Consider the following 20,057-nt stretch of genomic DNA (forward strand, 5'->3'; position numbering starts at 1 on the left):
TCATTTCTCCTTATTTTTCACGTAATGTAATGATTAATTTTCAGTTAATTTCTGCTGTTCAATAGCGGCAGTCGCTAATTTAATAATCGTCATATCATCCATCGGTGGATTATGAAGTCCCGCACGAACGTTACGATAATAGCGTTGTAATGGATTGGATAGCTGCAAGCTTTTTGCCCCTACAACACGCATCGCTTTATCGACTATATCTATTGCCATGTTTGTGACAGTATGTTTCGCAACAGCCATTTCATTTGTTATTAATCCACGTCTAGCTGGATCATCGTAAGCCTCGGCCACTCCATATAAGACAAATCGTGCTTGATGGAGCTTTAATTCAATATCCCCTAAAAGCTGTTGTACATTTGGCAATGTACTTATTGGAGCATTCAAGCTATTCGGTTGATGATGATTGGCAAAATGGATAGCATAATCACGAGCAGCTTGTGCAATGCCTAAGTATGTTGCCGGGATATGAAGTATCCAGCCATTTATCTTGCCACCACTCGGGTGACTTGGTAACTCTACTAAATGCTCTGTTGCCACAATGACATCTTTTAACACAAGGTCATGGCTGCTTGTGCCCCGCATTGCAGACATTTCCCAATTCTCCTCAATGGATAGACCTACTGAATCCTTATGAATCAGGAAGAAACCAACTTGCTGCTTTTCTTCAATCCAAGCGGAAGTAAGGAAATAATCTAGCACTGGCGATGCAGTCGTAAAGATTTTGCGCCCATTTAATAACCAGCCATCTTTTGTAGAAATGGCATTTGTTCCTGGTCGCCCCCCTCGTGTTGGGCTACCTGTTGCTGCCTCACTGACAGCTCTATTAATCATGGCACCTCTCTTTATTTCTTCAGCGAACGCTGTTAATAGCTCATCAGTCCATAGCTTAGTTTCATATATTTCTCCGACAACGCCTAATGTCCATCCAAGGGAAAGAGAAGCATTCTCGTCATAGCTTGCTAGCGTTTCTTGTACAAGGACCATATCATAGACAGATAAGCCTTCTCCGCCATATTGTTTCGGTAAAGTGAGTTGTGGATAGCCTATTTGCAAAAGTAACCGATGTGCTTCAAACGGAAAACGAGATTGTTCATCTACCTCAACAGCCTCTGCCTTGATTGGCTCAGCAATAGTAGCTAGCTGATCTAACCAAAATCGTTGTCGCTCAGTTTTTACAAATAAATTCTTCAAATGAATCTCCTTCTTCCTAATATATATAAATCGTATAAATTTACTAAGAATTGATAATGAAAAAAAATCTCTGGCTACATAATGTAGTTGAGATACTATTTGGTACTGAATTTTCTGATTCGTTGACACTTATAATACTTTTCGCATTAGAAAATGTCAATGGGTGAAATTCAAGTTTTTTTGTAAGTTTAATATGTATTATAAAGTTTCAACTTTTATCTTTGATTTATGCACCAAGCTTTGCTTACAACATATGCTAAGACTAATGAAAGAGGTGCATAGATGACTAATAATATAAATTCTCCACAAAACGGTGGAATCATAACCCATTCGGCTCCACAGGTTATTCAAACTAAGTTTGGAGATATTAATGGTGATGGTTTTTTTGAAACCATTTTTTTAATGGGCACTAAACAGCCAGATAGTCCTTTATGGAGAAACCTAACACTGACTATTTTTTATGGGCAAACACGTCAAATGGAACAACTTCCACTGCAACAAAATATGGGCTATAATCCGACTATTTTTTTGGGCGATTTTACTGGTGATCATGTTGAGGACATTCTAGTTGTGTCTGATACAGGGGGTAGCGGTGGAATTGTTAATGGTGAGATTTTTTCCTCCATCAACAATCAAGTTCGTTCCATCTTTGATGCAGAGTCTTTTAATAACAAACTTAAATATAACGTCAATTATGTAGATCATTACAAGGCTGTTGTTCGGAGTTTCATTCCTGCTATAAAATACACAATCGATTTACAGTATAAAGGGGCTGATTACTTAGCAGAAATTTATAATCCAGACGGTACCTTAAAGCAACCGATTGAAGGCTGGGTAGATCCTTTTGGTGGACTATATCCTGTTGATTATGACCGAGATGGAACATATGAAATTTTAGGGTATCAAGAAATTGCAGGTAGATATCATGCTGATGGATTAGGCTATGTACAAAATATTTTAAAATGGAATGGCCATGAATTTATAATAGATCGGCAAACGGTTGGGATTTTTGGAGAGGATTTATCCTAGAGGTCAAATCTAAATACTAAATAAGATCAAAGCTGGAATCTGCTCATTTTCACTTAATAATCTAACAAAAAACAAGCAGATTCCGTTATTTACATTTATTTTTCAACTAAGGCAAAATAGTTATTTTCAGGGTCAGCAAAGTTAAAAACTCTACCCATTGGCATCATTACTAGGTCCCCTACTTTAATGCCCTTTGCCTGAAAATCTTGGTACATCTCTTCAATTTTATCAGCGTAAAACATAATAGAAGGTGTTCCTAAATTTAGCTCAGGCTGCATTTTAGCAATCATTTCTTTGTTATGAAGTACAAAGGATGTTTGAGCTTCCTTGGTTGGTGCAATTTCAATCCAGCGCATACCTGCCTTTTCCTGTTCAGAAATAACAACAAAACCTACTTTTTCTGTCCAAAACTTCACGGCCATATCTTGATCATTAACATATAGCATTACTTGTCCAATTTGATGAATCATGACTTCATTCCCTCCTCTTTTGAGCATTAGTATACATCAAAAAGTAGCTTTATATAGCTTCTATCGAATTCAATTTAGGGAACTTTCGAACAATTGACAATAATATATATTACTATCAAATAATTAATTCAAAGTACTTAACTTTTTCTTTATTTCTGATAGAATGAGTATTATTTACCTTCTAGGGAAAAGTATAGAATAAAAATATTATGTGAGGATAATACAATTGAAACAACTAAGTTTAAGAAAAAAGCTTATTTTTTCGTTTTTAGCCATGCTTCTCATCCCAACACTATTAATTGGAATAGTTTCTTACCAAAGTGCTGAACAGCAGATTTCAGAGGAACAACACGCAAGTGCAACTGAAAGTGTGCGTATTCTTAATTCCAATATTACAACTATGATTGAACCCAAGTTGAAAGATGTACAATATTTTTCACAAAAATTTAGTAAAGCCTACTTTCAAGATGATAGCAGTTTAGAACTTAAATCTTTATTAAGTGAATATGTAAATATGCACCCTGAAGTAGAGCTGATATACATTGGTACTGCTGAAGGCAAACTGTTTGACCAGCCTGTTCAAGAGTATCCTGATGGCTTCGACCCTCGGACAAGGCCTTGGTATAAGCAGGCTTTAGATAATAATGGAAAGACCTCAATTACTGCACCCTATGTTACACAATCTACAGGTGACATTGTCATTACAATCACTCAGGCTTTACCAGATGGTTCTGGGGTTTTAGGATTAGATCTAAATATTTCTACATTAAGTGATATTACGAATAATATACGTATTGGAGAAACGGGCTTCGCTTCTCTTTTAGATAGTAATAAAATTTACATTGCCCAGCCAGATAAAGCAAGTGGTACAGAGGCAACTGAAAGCTACATTACAAAAATTTATGAGCAAGAAAGCGGCACTGTCATTGAAAGAGACCGTCACTTACAATTTGTTACGAATGAGCTAACGGGTTGGAAGGTAATTGGTACAATGTTTACGGCGGAAGCTGCAAAAGCTGCTGCCTCCACATTGAATATAAATTTGATTATCATTGTTATTTCCATTGTCGTTGGCGTTATTTTTATGCTCTTCATGATAAAGTCTATTGTTAGCCCAATTAATCGACTGAAGCAAAGTGCGTTGAAAATTAGTGACGGTGATTTAACGGAGTTTATTGAAATTCATTCTAAAGATGAAATTGGTCAGCTTGGAGAAGCCTTTATCGCTATGAAAGTTAGCTTAAAAAAACTAATTCGTAATGTCGATCAAAGCTCACAACATGTCCAAACATCCGCTCAAAATCTATCTGCCAATGCAGAACAAAATATTGCTGCCTCAGAGCAAGTGGCGGATGCCATGCAACAAATGGCAATTAGTACAGAAAAACAAACAACAGGTATTGACCAGAATGCCATTTCAGTTGAAGAAATTGCTAAAGGCGTTGTAGAAGTTGCAGACAGTTCCATGCAGGTTTCTGATTTATCTAGCCATGCTATCCAATTGGCTGAAGAAGGCGGACAATCTGTCGAACAAACTGTGCAGCAAATGAATTCTATTCATGAGTCCGTTACGCAATCAGATACAATGATTAAAGCACTCTATGACCGCACGAAAGAGATCGGTTCCATTTTAGAAATGATTAGTGCTATTTCAGACCAAACAAATTTACTTGCTCTAAATGCGGCTATTGAAGCAGCTAGAGCAGGAGAACATGGCAAAGGCTTCTCAGTAGTGGCGGATGAAGTGCGCAAATTAGCAGAGCAATCTCATCAATCAGCAGAGCAAATTTCCGCGCTCATTACTACTATTCAGCAGGATACAGCAAAATCTGTACAGACCATGGTCAAAGCGTCGACAGATGTTCAAGACGGCTTACAATTGACAGAAGAAACGAGAAAGAAATTCGCGAGTATAATTGAAAGCCTACGAAACATCGCGCCGAAAATGGAGGATATTTCTGCATCAGCTCAAGAGATGTCAGCAGTGGTGGAAGAAGTCTCAGCAACTGCTATTGAACTATCAGATCACGCAAAATTAAATGCTGCTGCTACAGAAGAAGTTGCCGCTTCCACGGAACAAACCTTATCTTCAATGCAAGATATGGCTTCATCAGCCAAAACTCTACTTGATATGGCTGATGAATTGCAGGGCTATGTGAATCGTTTTAAATATTAATACTCTTCTAGATCTGAGTTCAAGTTAGTATTGAACTCAGATTTTTTAGTGTTGAAAAACAAAATAGTCAATTGAAAGGTAGAAATGGGTTTCAAACAAAGTGAAGGTGTTCACTACTCTTTATGAAGGGTTGTTGTCACGCATCCCTCTTCACATTGAAATTAAGAGCCTTTCCTCTCTCTGTACTACAGATAATGGCTATTTTGTTCACTGAAGCTAGTATGAAAGATAAGGAAAAGACACTTTTGCAGAATGGTTGATTGGAGTGGAGCCAGCGTCACTCCTTGGGATTTAGCGTCACAGAGTAGACCCTGGAGCGAGCGTAAGTGAGTGAAGCGGCTCATCGGACGCCCCCTGGAAAGGACGCTGGCGGAACGGAAATCAACCTCTCGCCTTGCAAAATTGCTTTATCTGTAGTTGACATCATCTTTTTTATTCAAAGGCAAATACAAAATAAGATATTTTTCTACAAATAATGCCGTAGCATAACTTGATTTTCCAGATTTTTCAGAAAATTGTGTTGATTATTATTCATTTTCCTCTTAGAATCAGATTAAACATTTGAACGACTTAGGAGACTACTAGTAATAAAACCAATCCAGTAATTAGTTGTATTACAATTGAATAATGTCGTTAAAGGAGGAAAACTATATGAAACGAATTAGTTTAAGAAAGAAACTCATCTTTGCATTTTTAGTCATACTTCTCATTCCCGCACTTTTAATCGGGTATACCTCCTTTAAAAGTACCAAAAACCAAATTTTAGAAGAGCAGCAAGCAAGCGCCAAGGAAAGTGTGCGGATGCTTAATAGTAATATTACCAATACAATTGCTCCTAGAGTTCATGATATCGAATATTTTGCCAAGAAAATAAATGAATCTTATTTACAAGATGATAAAAAAGCCGAATTGAAAACTCTTTTTCAGGAATATGTAAATACACATCCAGAAGTGGAGCTGCTATATATAGGGACTGCGGATGGTCGAATCATTGATGAACCCGTCCATGACTATGCAAGTGATTATGATCCTCGGAAACGACCTTGGTATATAGAAGCCCTTGATAATAAAGGTCAAGTATCCATCACTTCTCCCTATATCTCAAAATCAACAAATAACATTGTTGTTACAGTCATGCAAGCTCTTCCTGATGATTCGGGTGTAATTGCCATAGATTTAAATATCTCTCTTCTAAGTGCGCTGACAGATCAAACGCGTATTGGAGAAACTGGTTTTGCCTCTCTGTTAGATAATAATAAGCTCTACATTGCACAAAAGGGTAAGGAAAGTGGCTCAGAGGCAACAGAAGAATATGTTTCAAAGCTTTACGAAAAGCAAGAAGGTAGTATTACTGAAGGTGACCGTCATTTACGCTTTGAAACAAATGAAATCACAGGTTGGAAGATAATCGGTACAATGTTCATTGCGGAGGCTACTAATGCTGCTACCGCAACCTTTACTATTACATTACTCATTATTGGTATTTCTATTATTGTAGGAATTATCTTTATGCTCTCTATGATTAAATCTATTGTTAACCCTATTAAACAACTACAGCAGAGTGCTCTGAAAATTAGTGAGGGTGATTTGACGGAGTATATTGATATTCATACGAAAGATGAAATAGGACACCTTGCTGAAGCATTTATCTCAATGAAGGTTAGCTTAAAAAAGCTAATTCGCAATGTTGATCTAAGCTCACAACATGTTCAAACCTCTGCACAAGGTCTTTCAGCAAACGCCGAGCAAAATATTGCTGCATCTGAGCAGGTAACAGAGGCTATGCAACAGGTTGCTATTAGTACTGAAAAACAAACAACAGGAATCGATCAAAATGCTGTTTCTATTGAGGAGATTGCAAAGGGCGTTGTAGAGGTAGCAGATAGCGCACTACAAGTTTCAGACCTATCCAGCCAAGCCATCCAATTAGCGGAAGAAGGTAGTCAATCTGTTGAGCACACTGTTAATCAAATGGTTTCCATCCATGATTCTGTGGCTCAATCCGATATGATGATTAAATCCCTGTTTGATCGAACAAAAGAAATTGGCTCCATTATAGAAATCATTAGCGCTATTTCAGATCAAACGAATCTTCTTGCTCTTAATGCTGCTATTGAAGCAGCAAGAGCTGGTGAACATGGTAAAGGCTTTGCAGTTGTAGCAGATGAAGTGCGTAAATTAGCTGAACAATCTCATCAATCAGCAGAGCAAATTTCTACTCTTATTACAGGTATACAACAAGATACAGCTAAATCTGTACAAACGATGACGAAAGCTTCAGCAGACGTTCAACAAGGTTTACAGCTATCTGAGGACACGAAAAAGAAATTTACAAGTATCGTTGAGAGTCTTCGAGAAATGGCTCCGAAAATGGAAGATATATCAGCTTCTGCACAAGAAATGTCTGCCGTTGTAGAGGAAGTATCCGCAACTGCTATTGAACTGTCAGACCATGCAAAACTAAACGCAGCTGCATCTGAAGAAGTTGCCGCTTCAACGGAGCAAACATTATCCTCCATGCAGGAAATCGCCTCTTCTGCTAAAACATTACTTGATATGGCAGATGAATTACAAGGCTATGTAGATCGTTTTAATTACTAAATAAGAAAGCACGATGATACTTGGTTTAGCCCTATCATCGTGCTTTTTATCATGCTATTTAATTATTCATTTACCTCATGGCTAAATTGCCATTCAACGCCGAATTTATCTGTAAGTGAGCCGTAACATTTGCTCCAAAATGTTTCTTGAAGCTCCATTCTCACTTTACCACCATCTTTAAGCTTATCAAATGCTTGACGCATTTGCTCTTCATCATCGGATACAACAGCTAATGTGACATTATTCCCAGTGGAAAATGGCATGCCTGGAAATGTATCTGAGAACATAATTCTACTACCAAATACAGAAAGTCGTGTATGCATAACAAGATCTTTTGCTTCTTCTGGTAATGGATAATCTGGATTTTGTGGTGTCTCTCCAAACGTCATAATTTCAGCCTTGTCCGTATTAAAAACGTCTTCATAAAACGCTACTGCCTCTCGACAATTTCCATTAAAATTTAAATAAACCTCTACTGCCATTTCCAACACTCCTTTGTCATTTTTTGAAGCAATTCTATTGTACATGGATTACAAATCATAACACAAATTATAACTAGAATAATTCATCTTCAAACTAAGCTTGCTTCTCTACTTTTTAAATTTTTTATTTATTTTCGCAAAAGCTTTGACATTTACTCAAAAATCATGTAAATTACCAAATGGCGAACAATTTAAATTAAATCTTAAAAAATATTCGTATTTTAGGAGTGTATATAATGGATAACGTATTTGACTATGAGGATATTCAATTAATTCCCGCAAAATGTATTGTAGAAAGTCGTTCAGAATGTGATACTTCAGTTACTTTAGGTGGACACACATTTAAACTTCCAGTAGTACCTGCAAATATGCAAACAATTATCGATGAAAATCTAGCTAAGAAACTTGCTGAAAACGGTTACTTTTATATCATGCACCGTTTCCAACCAGAAACTCGTCGAAACTTTATTCAAGAGATGCAAGGAAATGGCTTAATTGCTTCTATCAGCGTTGGTGTAAAAGAAGAGGAATATACATTTATCGAAGAATTAGCAGCTGCTAATTTGGTACCTGATTTTATTACAATTGATATTGCACATGGTCATTCAAATGCTGTTATTCGTATGATTCAACATATTAAAAAGCATTTACCAAACAGCTTTGTCATTGCAGGTAACGTAGGGACACCTGAAGCGGTGCGTGAGCTTGAAAATGCTGGTGCAGACGCTACGAAAGTTGGGATTGGACCAGGTAAAGTATGTATTACTAAAATCAAAACAGGTTTTGGTACTGGTGGCTGGCAACTAGCTGCACTACGTTGGTGTGCAAAGGCTGCTACAAAACCAATCATTGCTGATGGTGGTATTCGTACACATGGCGATATTGCTAAATCTGTACGTTTTGGTGCTTCAATGGTAATGATCGGTTCATTATTTGCTGGTCATGAAGAATCACCTGGTGAAACAATCGAAGTCGAAGGTAGAACAGTGAAGGAATACTTCGGCTCTGCTTCTGAATTCCAAAAAGGCGAACGTAAAAACGTCGAAGGTAAGAAAATGTACGTTGAACATAAAGGTAGCATCAAAGATACATTAATCGAGATGCAACAAGATTTACAGTCATCTATTTCTTATGCTGGTGGCACAAAGCTAGAGGCTATTCGAAATGTTGATTATGTAATCGTGAAAAACTCTATTTTCAATGGAGATAAAGTGTACTAATTAGTGTATACCCGCTAACATCACCCCAATTAAGAGCTATTTACTCTTGATTGGGGTGATTTTTTGGAGACCTATCTCTTTTAATGTGATGAATTAAAATATGGTATTTATTTTCAGAATTTTCTATTTTATTAAAAAACTATATATTATAATAGAACTATATTGAAGTAATGAAGGGACGGAGGTTGTTTCTAATGAAGTCAGTACGTAATAAACTTGTTAGTCTTGCCATTATAGTTATTCTACTATCAACAGGACTAGTTGGAACCGTCAATTATATTGTGGTGAAAGGAGAACTCGATCAGGTAGGTCGAGATAGTCTTAAAAATGGCACACTTGGCATACTTGAATTAATTGCACAGTTAGACACTCAAGTTCAAAATGGGAAAATAACGCTAGAGGAAGCTCAGGAAAGTGCAAGAACACAGATTGTTGGTAAAAAAATTGAAGATAATAAACGATCCATCGATAATCCTGTCAAATATGGAGATAATTTTTATTTCTATGCTTTCCAAGATAGCGGTATGGTTGAAACCCATCCATCTCTTGAAGGACAAGATATTTCAGATTTACAAACAGGTGACGGACGCTATTTTGTAAGAGAAATGATTGAAGCAGCAAAAGCCGGAGGAGGATATGTACGTTATGATTGGGCTCTTCCCTCAAACCCTGAAATAGTTGCGCCTAAAATTACTTATGTGGAAATGGACAAGCATTGGGGTTGGATTATAGCAGCTGGTACATACGAAATGGACTTTAATGCAGGTACTAATAATGTTTTATATTACACACTGGGTATGACAATCCTTGCAACGATTATTGGTGTATCACTCTTCTGGTTCTTCTCTGGACGAATGACAACCTATATACGAAAAATTATGGTGATCACATCTGATATTGCTAAAGGCAAGCTAACTGGTGATGACATACCTGTTACTACAGAGGATGAACTAGGCATACTAGCTAGTAACGTGAATAATATGAAACATAGCTTGCATGAAATGGTCAACAACACAAAGGATAGTGCATCCCAAATGCGAGTTTCTTCAGAAATGCTGAGTGCCATTACAGAGGAAACTACTGCTTCTGCTGACGAAATTCATCAAGCAATCAATGACATCTCTAAAGGAGCCGTTGTACAAGCTGAAGAAGCAGAAATGGCCATTAGTAAAGTTGAAACTCTGTCCTCACTTATCTCAAATGCTACAGATAAATATGGTGAGATTACTGAAAATATGAATATCATTAATCAATCTCAAGAAAATGGTAGACAAAAAGTAGATGTATTACTGCAAAATTCAAGTGAATTTACACAAGTAATTGAGGAGTTACGTACAAATTTCTCAAGCTTGACGAGCCAAATGAAAGAAATTCATCAAGTGGTACAAACCATTACATCCATTTCTGAACAAACAAACCTATTAGCACTAAATGCAAGTATTGAGGCAGCACGTGCGGGAGAACATGGTAAAGGATTTGCTGTCGTAGCTGAGGAAGTCCGCCATTTATCAGAGGATACAAATGAAGCCACTAACCGTGTTAGAAATCTATTACAGCGTATTGAGGTTGATACTGCTAATTCAGATGCAAAAATGATACACACGCTCCAACTTTCACAAAATCAGGCAATGTCGATTACGGAAGTAAAGGGAGCCTTTACTTTCCTAGCAGATTCCATTCATGATATTACAAAGCACCTTGTTTCTCTAGACAAAGGAATGAATGACATGGCGGAAAATCGAATAGTTGTGATGAATGCTATTAATGAAATAGCAAGTGTCGCTACACAATCTGCCGCAGCTACTGAACAAATTAACGCCTCCATTGACGAACAGAAGTCAGCGGTGACGTCTATCATGCACTCCTCTATGGAGCTTCATACTGAGGCAGAGCGTATGTACGACTTAGTAGAACGCTTTACATGAAAAATACCATATAAAAAAGAATGCTACGCATATCCGTAGCATTCTTCTTAACATTATAGTTTGTTAATTACTGCGTGGATTGTTTCCTTAAGCTCTGCATCATGATCAGCAAGATCTACAAGGTTTCCTAGACGTTCACGTAATACAGGGCGCTCAATTACTAATTTTTCATCAAGTACTTGTACCAATAGCTCGATAATAAGACGATCACGAACATTTAACGCTTCTTCTAAACGTTCTGGTGTAATTTTCGCATCAGTTTTTGCAGCTTTTGCCATTTTAAAAACCCCTTTTATATTTTATATTCATGCACATCTATTTTAGCATACCACTAAATTATTTTGAAAACTTTCTTTCATTAAAATATACCAAAACTTTACAAAAACTAAAGAAAAGATTTACGGCTAATTGTTATATTTATATCATAATACTCTACTACTCAACCATAGGATGATGTATTTACTAAAATCGATTGGAGGAATTGGATGAATCAAAAAAATACGACTTATTTACAGCTCATTAAAGCTGTGCCAAAATCTCTACAGCTATTTCTCAATGTTTGCCTTGTACTATTAGCACTGATTCTTTCTTTTTTGTTATTTAAGGAGCTAATTGAATTTCTTAAAATATTACTATTTGCTAAGGAAGATGGTGATTATAAACTATTCCTTGCCAATATTCTTATTTTCTTTTTATATTTTGAATTCATCACAATGATTATTAAATATTTCAAGGAGGACTACCATTTTCCACTCCGATACTTTATTTATATCGGTATCACAGCGATGATTCGATTAATTATTGTGGAGCATGACCACCCTCTAAATACTCTAATCTATTCATTAATTATCCTAATTCTAATCATAAGCTACTTTATTATTAATATCACACCACTTGAAAGACCAACACGTTCATCCATTCTCATCAAAAAAGATTAAAAGCTCTCACTACCATTCTAAAATGCCGATATACATGTAGGCTTTTCAAACACATAGAAAAATTGCTGTAAAGCCTGTAAATATTGATTATCACTAACCTGTATTCGACTAAGCATAAATAGCTCTTGGACCGTTACTACACCCATTACCAGTGATGAAAGCTCAGCCACATCTAACGTGACTTCAACGTCATAGCTACCACTTTCTATTATTTTAATTGTGCCGTTAACAGCTTCAACAATGAGTTGCTGATTATTTTTAGCAAGTAACGAATCCGTAACATTCAACTTAAATGTCAAGGTGACACCGTTAAAATTGCGTGTTCTTAGCTCTTCAAAAAAGCCTTTCACATTAATAATACGGTACATTAGTCCAACCCCAGACACAGCACTTGCGTGGTAGACACTTGGAATCAAATGATTTGTCCCATTTCTTACATCCCCTAAAAAGAAATGTACATTTTCTTCTTGTGTATTCCATTCAATTCGGTTTACCTGGTCTGCTTGACTGTTTAAAAATGTACTAAGCTCTAACAAAGCCTCAGGAGTCTCGTAGATCCACTCTTTAATCACCAAATTATTTAGCATAAAATTACTCTCGCTTTGCTTATTAAAAGAAAAAACAATATAGCCCTGTACTGTACCCTCCTGTTCCATTGCAATCACATAGTTGTTTGGATTATTAAAAATAAAGGATAGCTCCGGTTGTGTTTTAAAAAACATCCCATGTTTTTTAGCTACTACTCTGTTGTAGCAATCTATTAGCTGTTGCTGATCTGCAACTGTCAAATATTTTAGGTGCTTTTTGGTTGGCCCTTTAGGGAAGCTTAAAGGCTCTACCAAGTATTGATAGATTTTCGGTCCATAGCCAAAACCCATTTTCTTATAAAAGTCTGGTCTAAACGGATACAAAGCCACAAAATGAATATCTTTTTCTAAAAAGATGTTAAAGAAATGTTGGATTAATTCTTTTGCAACCTTCTCTTTTTTATATAATAAGTCAACTGCAACAAGCCCTACCCCACCGATTGGTAGCATTGTAGAGAACAGGTTCATTTGAAAGTCATGTAGTCGCATACCGCCAATGAGCTTGTCATCTTCCCATAGTCCATAATAATGAAGAGATTCATCATTGCTTTGATTTTGCATAAAGTGCTTTGTCAGCTGATCTTTTGTTGTGTGTGCCCCATCCATTCTTCCTGGATAGGCTCCTACAACGATATTCACAAAGGATACAAAATCTTGTTCTTTTACTAATTTCTCTACAACTCTCATCATGTCCCCTCCATTTTCACATTGTTGCATGTTATTTATGAATTTTTATACCCCATAATAACATATATTACCACGACAAAATAATGAGTACTGAAAATGAGTAAAGGAGGAAAATGTATGACTTTAATTGATTCTTATATTCACGAAGTGTCTAAAAGGCTACAAAAAAATAAACGTGAGAAAATCAAGGTTGAACTAAAAGCTACAATTGAGGATATGTTGCCAGAGCAATATTCAGAATCCGAGGTGAAGGAAGTACTCAAGAAACTTGGAAGCCCTGTAGAGGTTGCTGCAAGCTATCAGGATACTCCCCGTTTTTTAATTGGTCCAGAGATTTTTGATCAATATACAAGAACCATCAAGCTAGTTATTCCTTGGGCAATTCTCATTACGATCATTGTTCAAGTAATAGAGAAAATGGTGCTCTATTCGGGAGAAGAAGCACTTCTCACAGCCATTATTACAGCCTTTGTGGGAATCATTGTTGCCATTATTGCTGTATTATTTCACGTATTGTTTTGGGTTACGGTTATTTTTATCATTAAGGAACGCTCTGGTGCTGAAAAGATTTCCCTACCCATTTTGAAAGATACCAAGCAATGGTCACCTGATGATTTAGTACAGATTAAAAAGATTCCCAAAGATAAAATCATTACTTTAAGTGACACAATTTTTAGCCTTCTAGGAATCATTATTTTTTCTTTTGTTTATTGGAATGCCTATCGTCTTTTAGGTATTTATACAACAAATGACAACGGGAGCTTGAAATTTGTTATGCCAATCTTTAATCAAAATATTTTACAATCGTTTGTTCCTGTAGTCTTACTATGTATTATCCTTAGTCTCACTTTAACTTTTTTAAAATGGCGTGCGGGTCAGTGGACAGTGCCTATCGCCATCACTAATGCACTACTTCAAAGTGTAGGAACGATCGTGTTTATTTTAATGGCGATGCACCAAGATTTTATTCATAGTGCCTCCATTCCATACATGGCTGCTATCCTAGAAACAACATCAGCTAAGGTTGCCTTTACTATAGATAAAATCCTACTATTTAGTATAATTATTGCTGTTTTAGCAAATGCATTTGATATCTATCAAGGATTTAAAAAAGCGAGAGTATAAAATCCCCCTATTGAAATCGCTAAAATACCTTTATTCTCTGATGTTTTGTATAATGATAAAGTTGAAAGTATTTTTATATACATGAAAATAATCTGCACAATTCAATCAGAGTAAGGGGAAATTACTATGACCATTCTTCTAGTAGATGACAATCAAGTCAATTTATTTGTCATTGAAAAAATACTAAAAAATGCAGGTTATGATAACTGTGTTTCTCTTTCATCTGCTTATGAGCTATTTGATTATTTACAATTAGATGCACCCAATCCGACAGGAAATTCAGTAGATTTAATTTTGTTAGACATTATGATGCCGGAAATAGATGGTATTGAGGCCTGCAAACGTATTAAGCAAAATGAGAGATTGAAAGATATTCAAATCATATTTGTCACAGCACTCGAGGATAAAAATAAACTGGCAGAAGCCCTAGATATCGGTGGCGTAGATTATATTACAAAACCAATTAATAAAACAGAGTTACTTGCCAGAATGCGTGTTGCCTTACGTTTAAAAGCGGAATTAGACTGGCACACACAGCATGAAAAGAAAATACAATATGAACTAGATTTAGCCACCCATGTACAAAGAAGTCTTCTTAGTCCACCATTAAATGAGAAGGACATCCGTATTGAGGTTTCCTATTTACCCTCCTCTAATTTAGCAGGGGATATGTATTATTGGTATAAAATAGACGATCATCGTTATGCCATCATACTATTGGATATGATGGGTCACGGTATATCTGCAGCGCTTGTTTGTATGTTCATCTCCTCTGTTCTAAGAGAGGCGGTTAAGCAATTGATCGAACCCGAGCTTGTCATCAAGGAACTGAATCGTTATATGACACTATTGCAAGATGGTAAAGAGAATAATCTTTATTATTTTACAGCGATTTATTTAATCATTGATACAGAGCACAAAACAGTCGAATACATAAATGCTGGCCATCCTTCTGGCTATGCACTAATCGATGAAAAAACATGTATTCCATTAGATCAGGGTAGCTGTGCAGTCGGCTTCTTCGATGAAATTAAAGTGAAAAAGCAATATATTCATTATGAGCATGATATTCAGATTGTGTTATTTACTGACGGTGTACTAGAGGCAATGGGACCTTGTGAAATAGAATCCGAAAAGCATTTGCAAACGCTAACATCCTCCAAGTGGGATTATTCGCAATGCCTAATCGATAACCTATTACCTAAGGATAAACAAGAAAATCAGCCTGATGATATGTGTGTATTAATGATTCAAGCTAGCACTACTTCTCTATAAATAAAAAAGCAGAGGCTATCAGTTATAGATAGCCTCTTATGTTGTTGAAAAAGATCATGTCACTAGCAAAAAAAAGACCTTTTAGCAAGGTGAGGGGTTGATTTCCGTTCCACCAGCGTCCTTTCCAGGGGGCGTCCGATGAGCCGCTTCACTCACTTCCGTTCGCTCCAGGGTCTCCTCTGTGACGCTAAATCCCCTAGGAGTGACGCTGGCTCCACTCCAATCAACCATTCTGCAAAAGTGGCTTTTCCTTATCTTTCATACTAGCTAGCCGTAGTAATCAAATTAGCCCATGATTTGTATAATTAGATAGGCTCTTATTTTCAATGTGTAATGACAACACCCCTTCATAAAGAGTAGTGAAGACCTTCACTTTATTTGAAAACCTTTGATAAAAAGTTAATATTTTGTAGGTTGGAGTGGAGGGCTACTTGACTCCCGTGGGATAGCGAGACAGGCAAAACTCTAAACGGAGCGGTAGCGGAGGAAGCGATTCGGCGCTCGCCCACAGGAAAGTAAGTAGCCTGCAACGGAAACCATTTTCACCTTTCACAAAAATTCTATTGATGGTTTTGTTTTTCAACACTATGAGAGGCTATCAATTAAAGATAGCCTCTTACTCGTTAATACATTTTTTGATAAATTCTTTCGTTGCCTGCAATTTCACTATATTTTGAAATGACCTCTTCAAATCGCAATGTTTCTTTATCCCCTAAGCATAAAAATCCTTCGTCACTTAGACTTTCATAAAACAATTGATGTACCTGACTCTGCAGCTTAGGTGAAAAATAAATAAGAACATTTCTGCACAGGACGACATGAAATTCATTAAATGAATGATCTGTTACTAAATTATGTTGAGCAAAAATAATATTTTTCAATAATGTTGGATGGAAGTAAGCATATTGATAATCTGTTTGATAGTATTCTGAAAAAGCATGGGCACCTCCAGCCAGCATATAGTTTTTCGTATATGCCTGCATTTTATGAATTGGAAAAGCACCTTTCTTAGCCTTTTCTAATACTTGCTCATTCATATCTGTTGCATAAATAACAGCTCTCTCTATAAGCCCCTCTTCCTGCAGCAAGATGGCCATAGAATATACTTCTTCACCTGTCGCACACCCTGCATGCCAAATACGGATTTCTGGATATTCTCGCAAAACTGGGATGACCGTTTCACGAAAAGCTTTAAAAAAGCTAGGGTTACGAAACATCTCCGTTACATTTATCGAAAAATCATTCAATAGCTGCTCTAAAAATTCTTTATCATGAATGACCTTTTCCTGTACGCGAGAAATCGTTGGAATGTTATTGATCCCCATTCTATTGTAGATTCTACGCGAAATGGATGAACGATTATATTGACGAAAATCATAACCAGATAAACGATAAATAGCCTCTAGTAACAAATCAATTTCTAAATTTGTCTGCTTATTTAATTGTATATTTTGCTCCAAAGGCTGAAATTGTTCCATGTTCATTAACTCCCCTTAGAAACCAACCATACTCTTAAAACTGATATTAATTGATCTAAATTTAATGGCTTACTAATATAATCAGATGCACCTGCCTGCAATGATTTATCACGATCATTTTTCATCGCCTTAGCAGTCAATGCAATGATCGGCAAATCAATACGCTTCATTTGCTGACGAATTATAGTCATCGCTTCATAGCCATCCATATTAGGCATCATGATATCCATCAGAACAAGATCAATATCAGGATTAGCTTGCAAGACCTCTAAACATTCTAGCCCATCTTTGGCAACTAGAATATGCATACCTCTTTTTTCTAATGCTGTTTTCAACGCATAAATATTACGGTTATCATCATCAACGATTAAGATATTCTTCCCTTGGAAAACCTCTACCTCTTGTTGAAGGGCTTCTTCCATTGCTTGTGGTTGCTCTGTTGCTTCTTCCTCTTTCACCGTCGTAGCAGCCACTTCGTTCATGGCAAGCTTTTGGCAATGCTCCTCTTCGATTCCATTTGGTAGACTTGGAATTGTTAACCTAAAGCTACTACCTTGTCCTTCAGCGCTTTGCAACGTAATCCAGCCACCAAGTAATTTGGCAAACTCCTTACAAATAGAAAGTCCAAGGCCTGTTCCACCATATTTTCGAACTGTAGCTCCATCTGCTTGCTGGAATGATTCAAAAATCAGCTGATGTTTGTCTTTTGGAATACCTATTCCTGTGTCTGAAACAGTAATTTCTAGCCAATCTGTACTTATATCCTGCATATTGTTTGTTAGTTGTTGTGGTGTAAGCTGGTTAATATCTAATGTGACAGATCCATGCTCAGTAAATTTAAAGGCATTAGATAATAAATTCTTTAAGATTTGCTGGAATCTCTTTTCATCTGTATAGAATATATCTACTACATGATCTGCCTTTGAAATATGGAATGCTAAGTTTTTCTTCATCGCAACTGGTGCAAAGGTATGTTCAATTTGCACAGGTACTTCGCTCATATTGACTTCATTAAAAATAATATCAAGCTTTCCAGCCTCGACTTTAGATAAATCTAAAATGTCATTGATTAGAGCAAGCAAGTCCTCCCCTGAAGAATGAATAACTTTAGCAAATTCTGCTTCCTCGTCTGTTAGGTTGTGTTGGCTATTTTCTGCTAGCATCTCTGATAAGATTAATATGCTATTTAAAGGTGTTCTTAATTCATGTGACATATTAGCTAAAAATTCGGATTTGTAATTGGAGTTAAGAATAAGTTGCTCTGCACTTTCTTCTAATTCCTTCTTCGCCTTCTCTAGCTCTCTTGATTTAGACTCAGCCTCTTTCGTGCGCTCTTCAAGCTGCTCATTAATCATTGTCAGCTCTTCCGTCTGCATTTGTAATTCTTCTGATTGTGTCTGAAGCTCTTCTGATTGAACCTGTAATTCCTCTGTCATTGCTCTCGATTCATTTAATAGACGAACAATTTCCATACGCCCTAAAACGCTATTCACTGTTAGTCCAAAGGTTTCAGTGACTTGTCTAACTAATTCTTGCTGTAACTTACTGAATTTAGCCATTGTTGCTATTTCAACAACCGCTATGACTTCATTTTCAAAAATAATAGGGATCAATAAAATATTTTGTGGTCTTATTTCACCTATTCCTGTACTAATTAAACGATAGTCTTTTGGAATATTATCATAGAATAACACTCTTTTTTCTAATGCACATTGACCGATTAATCCCTGTCCTATTTTAAAGCTCTCCATGCCAACACCATCATCCATGTCAGCAAAAGCAGCCTTTTTCACAAATTGTACTTGGTTCTCTGTTACTTCTCGAACATAGAATGCGCCAAGGGATGCTTGTGTTTTCTGCGCTACTTCTGACAGGAAGGTTTCCGCCAATTTTGTAATTGCTGAAATGCCTTGATAATTTGTCACGATTTCAGCAACATTACTTTGTAGCCATTCTCTCTTTTCCACTGACTCTAAAAGATTATTCGTTGCATCAGCAAGTTCATTCACTTCATCATTAGTATTCACATGGATTCTTCTCTTGAAATCACCTTTTGTAGCGGCTATTTCCTGAATCGTTTGTGTTACTTCCGTTATCGTTTTTACTATCGAACGGGATATCCCACTAGCTATTGCAATGGCTATTGTAGACACTAAAATTAAGATCCCAAATAAACCACTTGTTAATTTATTATTTTGTTTGTCTAACTGACTTGCCTTTGCCTGTGTATAAGCATTTTCAGTGGCGCGGAATGAATCAAATAATTTGCGCATTTTCTCCATATCTTGACGACCATTATCTACTTTAAAAAATTCATTTAATGCTTCTACATTATTATCCTTTTTATATTGAATAGTTGGTTCGCCTGCAGTGGCAATCCAATGTTCAATTGTTTCCTCTATCTCTTTTAGTTTGTCCTGCTGATTTGGTTTATCTTTCATTTGTTGATAGAGATCATTAAAATCTATTTTCCAATTCTCAGCTGCATTATCATAGGGTTCCAAATAACTTTGCTTACCCGTAATGATGAAAGCACGCTGACTCGATTCCATATCCAATATATATTTTTCAATTTCGTTCGTTAAAGATAGAACATTGGAATCGTACTTAATAATATAATTTCTTTCCTTTTGCAGAGATGTAATTTGATTATTTAATATGACAACCGTCGCAAGTAAGCAAAGAATGATTACGATATAACCTAATGTAATCTTTGAGCGTATACCCAATTTCAATCTATTTAACATTTGGTTTTCCTACCTTTACCTTTCTTGAACTCTATTATTATTACTAGTATACATGCAAAAATAACTGATTAGCTCTTCTTTTAGGACTCGTAACAAGAAATTTTGCTTATTTTGTAT

General features: G+C 36.3%; 15 protein-coding genes. 8 read left to right on the forward strand and 7 right to left on the reverse strand.

Features of this window, described 5'->3' with window-relative positions:
* Nucleotides 1-33: 33 nt before the first annotated feature.
* The gene (locus tag JTI58_RS08450; protein ID WP_205446223.1) at nucleotides 34-1,200 is read right to left on the reverse strand and encodes an acyl-CoA dehydrogenase family protein; all 1,167 of its coding nucleotides are present in this window, start codon (nucleotides 1,198-1,200) and stop codon (nucleotides 34-36) included.
* Between the two features lie 282 nt (nucleotides 1,201-1,482).
* On the opposite strand from JTI58_RS08450, the gene JTI58_RS08455 reads away from it, so the two are divergent.
* The gene (locus tag JTI58_RS08455) at nucleotides 1,483-2,229 is read left to right on the forward strand and encodes a YybI family spore inner coat protein (protein WP_205446224.1); all 747 of its coding nucleotides are present in this window, start codon (nucleotides 1,483-1,485) and stop codon (nucleotides 2,227-2,229) included.
* A gap of 95 nt (nucleotides 2,230-2,324) precedes the next feature.
* Here the strand turns inward: JTI58_RS08455 and JTI58_RS08460 are convergent, their stop codons facing one another.
* Nucleotides 2,325-2,699: a VOC family protein gene (locus tag JTI58_RS08460; RefSeq protein ID WP_205446225.1), complete on the reverse strand. Its 375-nt coding sequence runs from the start codon at nucleotides 2,697-2,699 to the stop codon at nucleotides 2,325-2,327.
* A 226-nt stretch (nucleotides 2,700-2,925) separates the two neighbouring features.
* On the opposite strand from JTI58_RS08460, the gene JTI58_RS08465 reads away from it, so the two are divergent.
* Both JTI58_RS08465 and JTI58_RS08470 read left to right on the forward strand, forming a co-directional pair.
* A complete protein-coding gene (locus JTI58_RS08465) occupies nucleotides 2,926-4,875 on the forward strand; it encodes a methyl-accepting chemotaxis protein (RefSeq protein WP_205446226.1) in 1,950 nt (649 codons plus the stop codon).
* A 651-nt stretch (nucleotides 4,876-5,526) separates the two neighbouring features.
* On the forward strand, nucleotides 5,527-7,476 hold the full coding sequence (locus JTI58_RS08470) for a methyl-accepting chemotaxis protein (protein WP_205446227.1): 1,950 nt from the start codon (nucleotides 5,527-5,529) through the stop codon (nucleotides 7,474-7,476).
* A gap of 62 nt (nucleotides 7,477-7,538) precedes the next feature.
* Here JTI58_RS08470 and JTI58_RS08475 read toward each other — a convergent pair whose 3' ends face one another.
* Nucleotides 7,539-7,958, reverse strand: a complete 420-nt coding sequence (locus tag JTI58_RS08475; protein ID WP_205446228.1) for a VOC family protein — start codon at nucleotides 7,956-7,958, stop codon at nucleotides 7,539-7,541.
* Nucleotides 7,959-8,194: 236 nt separating this feature from the next.
* Between JTI58_RS08475 and guaC the strand changes: the two genes are divergently transcribed.
* Nucleotides 8,195-9,178: a GMP reductase gene (guaC, locus tag JTI58_RS08480; protein WP_205446229.1), complete on the forward strand. Its 984-nt coding sequence runs from the start codon at nucleotides 8,195-8,197 to the stop codon at nucleotides 9,176-9,178.
* Between the two features lie 194 nt (nucleotides 9,179-9,372).
* Nucleotides 9,373-11,103 carry a methyl-accepting chemotaxis protein gene (locus tag JTI58_RS08485; protein WP_205446230.1) on the forward strand — a complete coding sequence of 577 codons (1,731 nt, stop codon included), beginning with the start codon at nucleotides 9,373-9,375 and terminating at the stop codon, nucleotides 11,101-11,103.
* Between the two features lie 53 nt (nucleotides 11,104-11,156).
* Here JTI58_RS08485 and JTI58_RS08490 read toward each other — a convergent pair whose 3' ends face one another.
* Nucleotides 11,157-11,381 carry a hypothetical protein gene (locus JTI58_RS08490; protein WP_004233486.1) on the reverse strand — a complete coding sequence of 75 codons (225 nt, stop codon included), beginning with the start codon at nucleotides 11,379-11,381 and terminating at the stop codon, nucleotides 11,157-11,159.
* 207 nt (nucleotides 11,382-11,588) lie between these two features.
* Between JTI58_RS08490 and psiE the strand changes: the two genes are divergently transcribed.
* The gene (gene psiE / locus JTI58_RS08495; protein ID WP_205446231.1) at nucleotides 11,589-12,041 is read left to right on the forward strand and encodes a phosphate-starvation-inducible protein PsiE; all 453 of its coding nucleotides are present in this window, start codon (nucleotides 11,589-11,591) and stop codon (nucleotides 12,039-12,041) included.
* A gap of 17 nt (nucleotides 12,042-12,058) precedes the next feature.
* Here psiE and JTI58_RS08500 read toward each other — a convergent pair whose 3' ends face one another.
* A complete protein-coding gene (locus tag JTI58_RS08500) occupies nucleotides 12,059-13,318 on the reverse strand; it encodes a GNAT family N-acetyltransferase (protein WP_243456359.1) in 1,260 nt (419 codons plus the stop codon).
* Nucleotides 13,319-13,432: 114 nt separating this feature from the next.
* Here JTI58_RS08500 and JTI58_RS08505 point away from each other — a divergent pair, with 114 nt between their 5' ends.
* Together JTI58_RS08505 and JTI58_RS08510 are read left to right on the forward strand one after the other, a co-directional pair.
* Nucleotides 13,433-14,440: an HAAS signaling domain-containing protein gene (locus JTI58_RS08505; protein WP_205446232.1), complete on the forward strand. Its 1,008-nt coding sequence runs from the start codon at nucleotides 13,433-13,435 to the stop codon at nucleotides 14,438-14,440.
* A gap of 126 nt (nucleotides 14,441-14,566) precedes the next feature.
* Nucleotides 14,567-15,715 (forward strand): SpoIIE family protein phosphatase, encoded by a 1,149-nt coding sequence (locus JTI58_RS08510; protein ID WP_205446233.1) that lies wholly within the window; start codon nucleotides 14,567-14,569, stop codon nucleotides 15,713-15,715.
* 623 nt (nucleotides 15,716-16,338) lie between these two features.
* Here the strand turns inward: JTI58_RS08510 and JTI58_RS08515 are convergent.
* Together JTI58_RS08515 and JTI58_RS08520 are read right to left on the reverse strand one after the other, a co-directional pair.
* Complete coding sequence (locus tag JTI58_RS08515) at nucleotides 16,339-17,193, reverse strand: CheR family methyltransferase (protein ID WP_205446234.1); 855 nt, start codon at nucleotides 17,191-17,193, stop codon at nucleotides 16,339-16,341.
* Between the two features lie 5 nt (nucleotides 17,194-17,198).
* Entirely contained in the window at nucleotides 17,199-19,940 is a 2,742-nt protein-coding gene (locus JTI58_RS08520) for an ATP-binding protein (RefSeq protein WP_205446235.1), read from the reverse strand.
* Nucleotides 19,941-20,057: the final 117 nt, after the last annotated feature.

The sequence above is a fragment of the Lysinibacillus fusiformis genome (assembly GCF_016925635.1).
GTDB lineage: Bacteria > Bacillota > Bacilli > Bacillales_A > Planococcaceae > Lysinibacillus > Lysinibacillus fusiformis_F.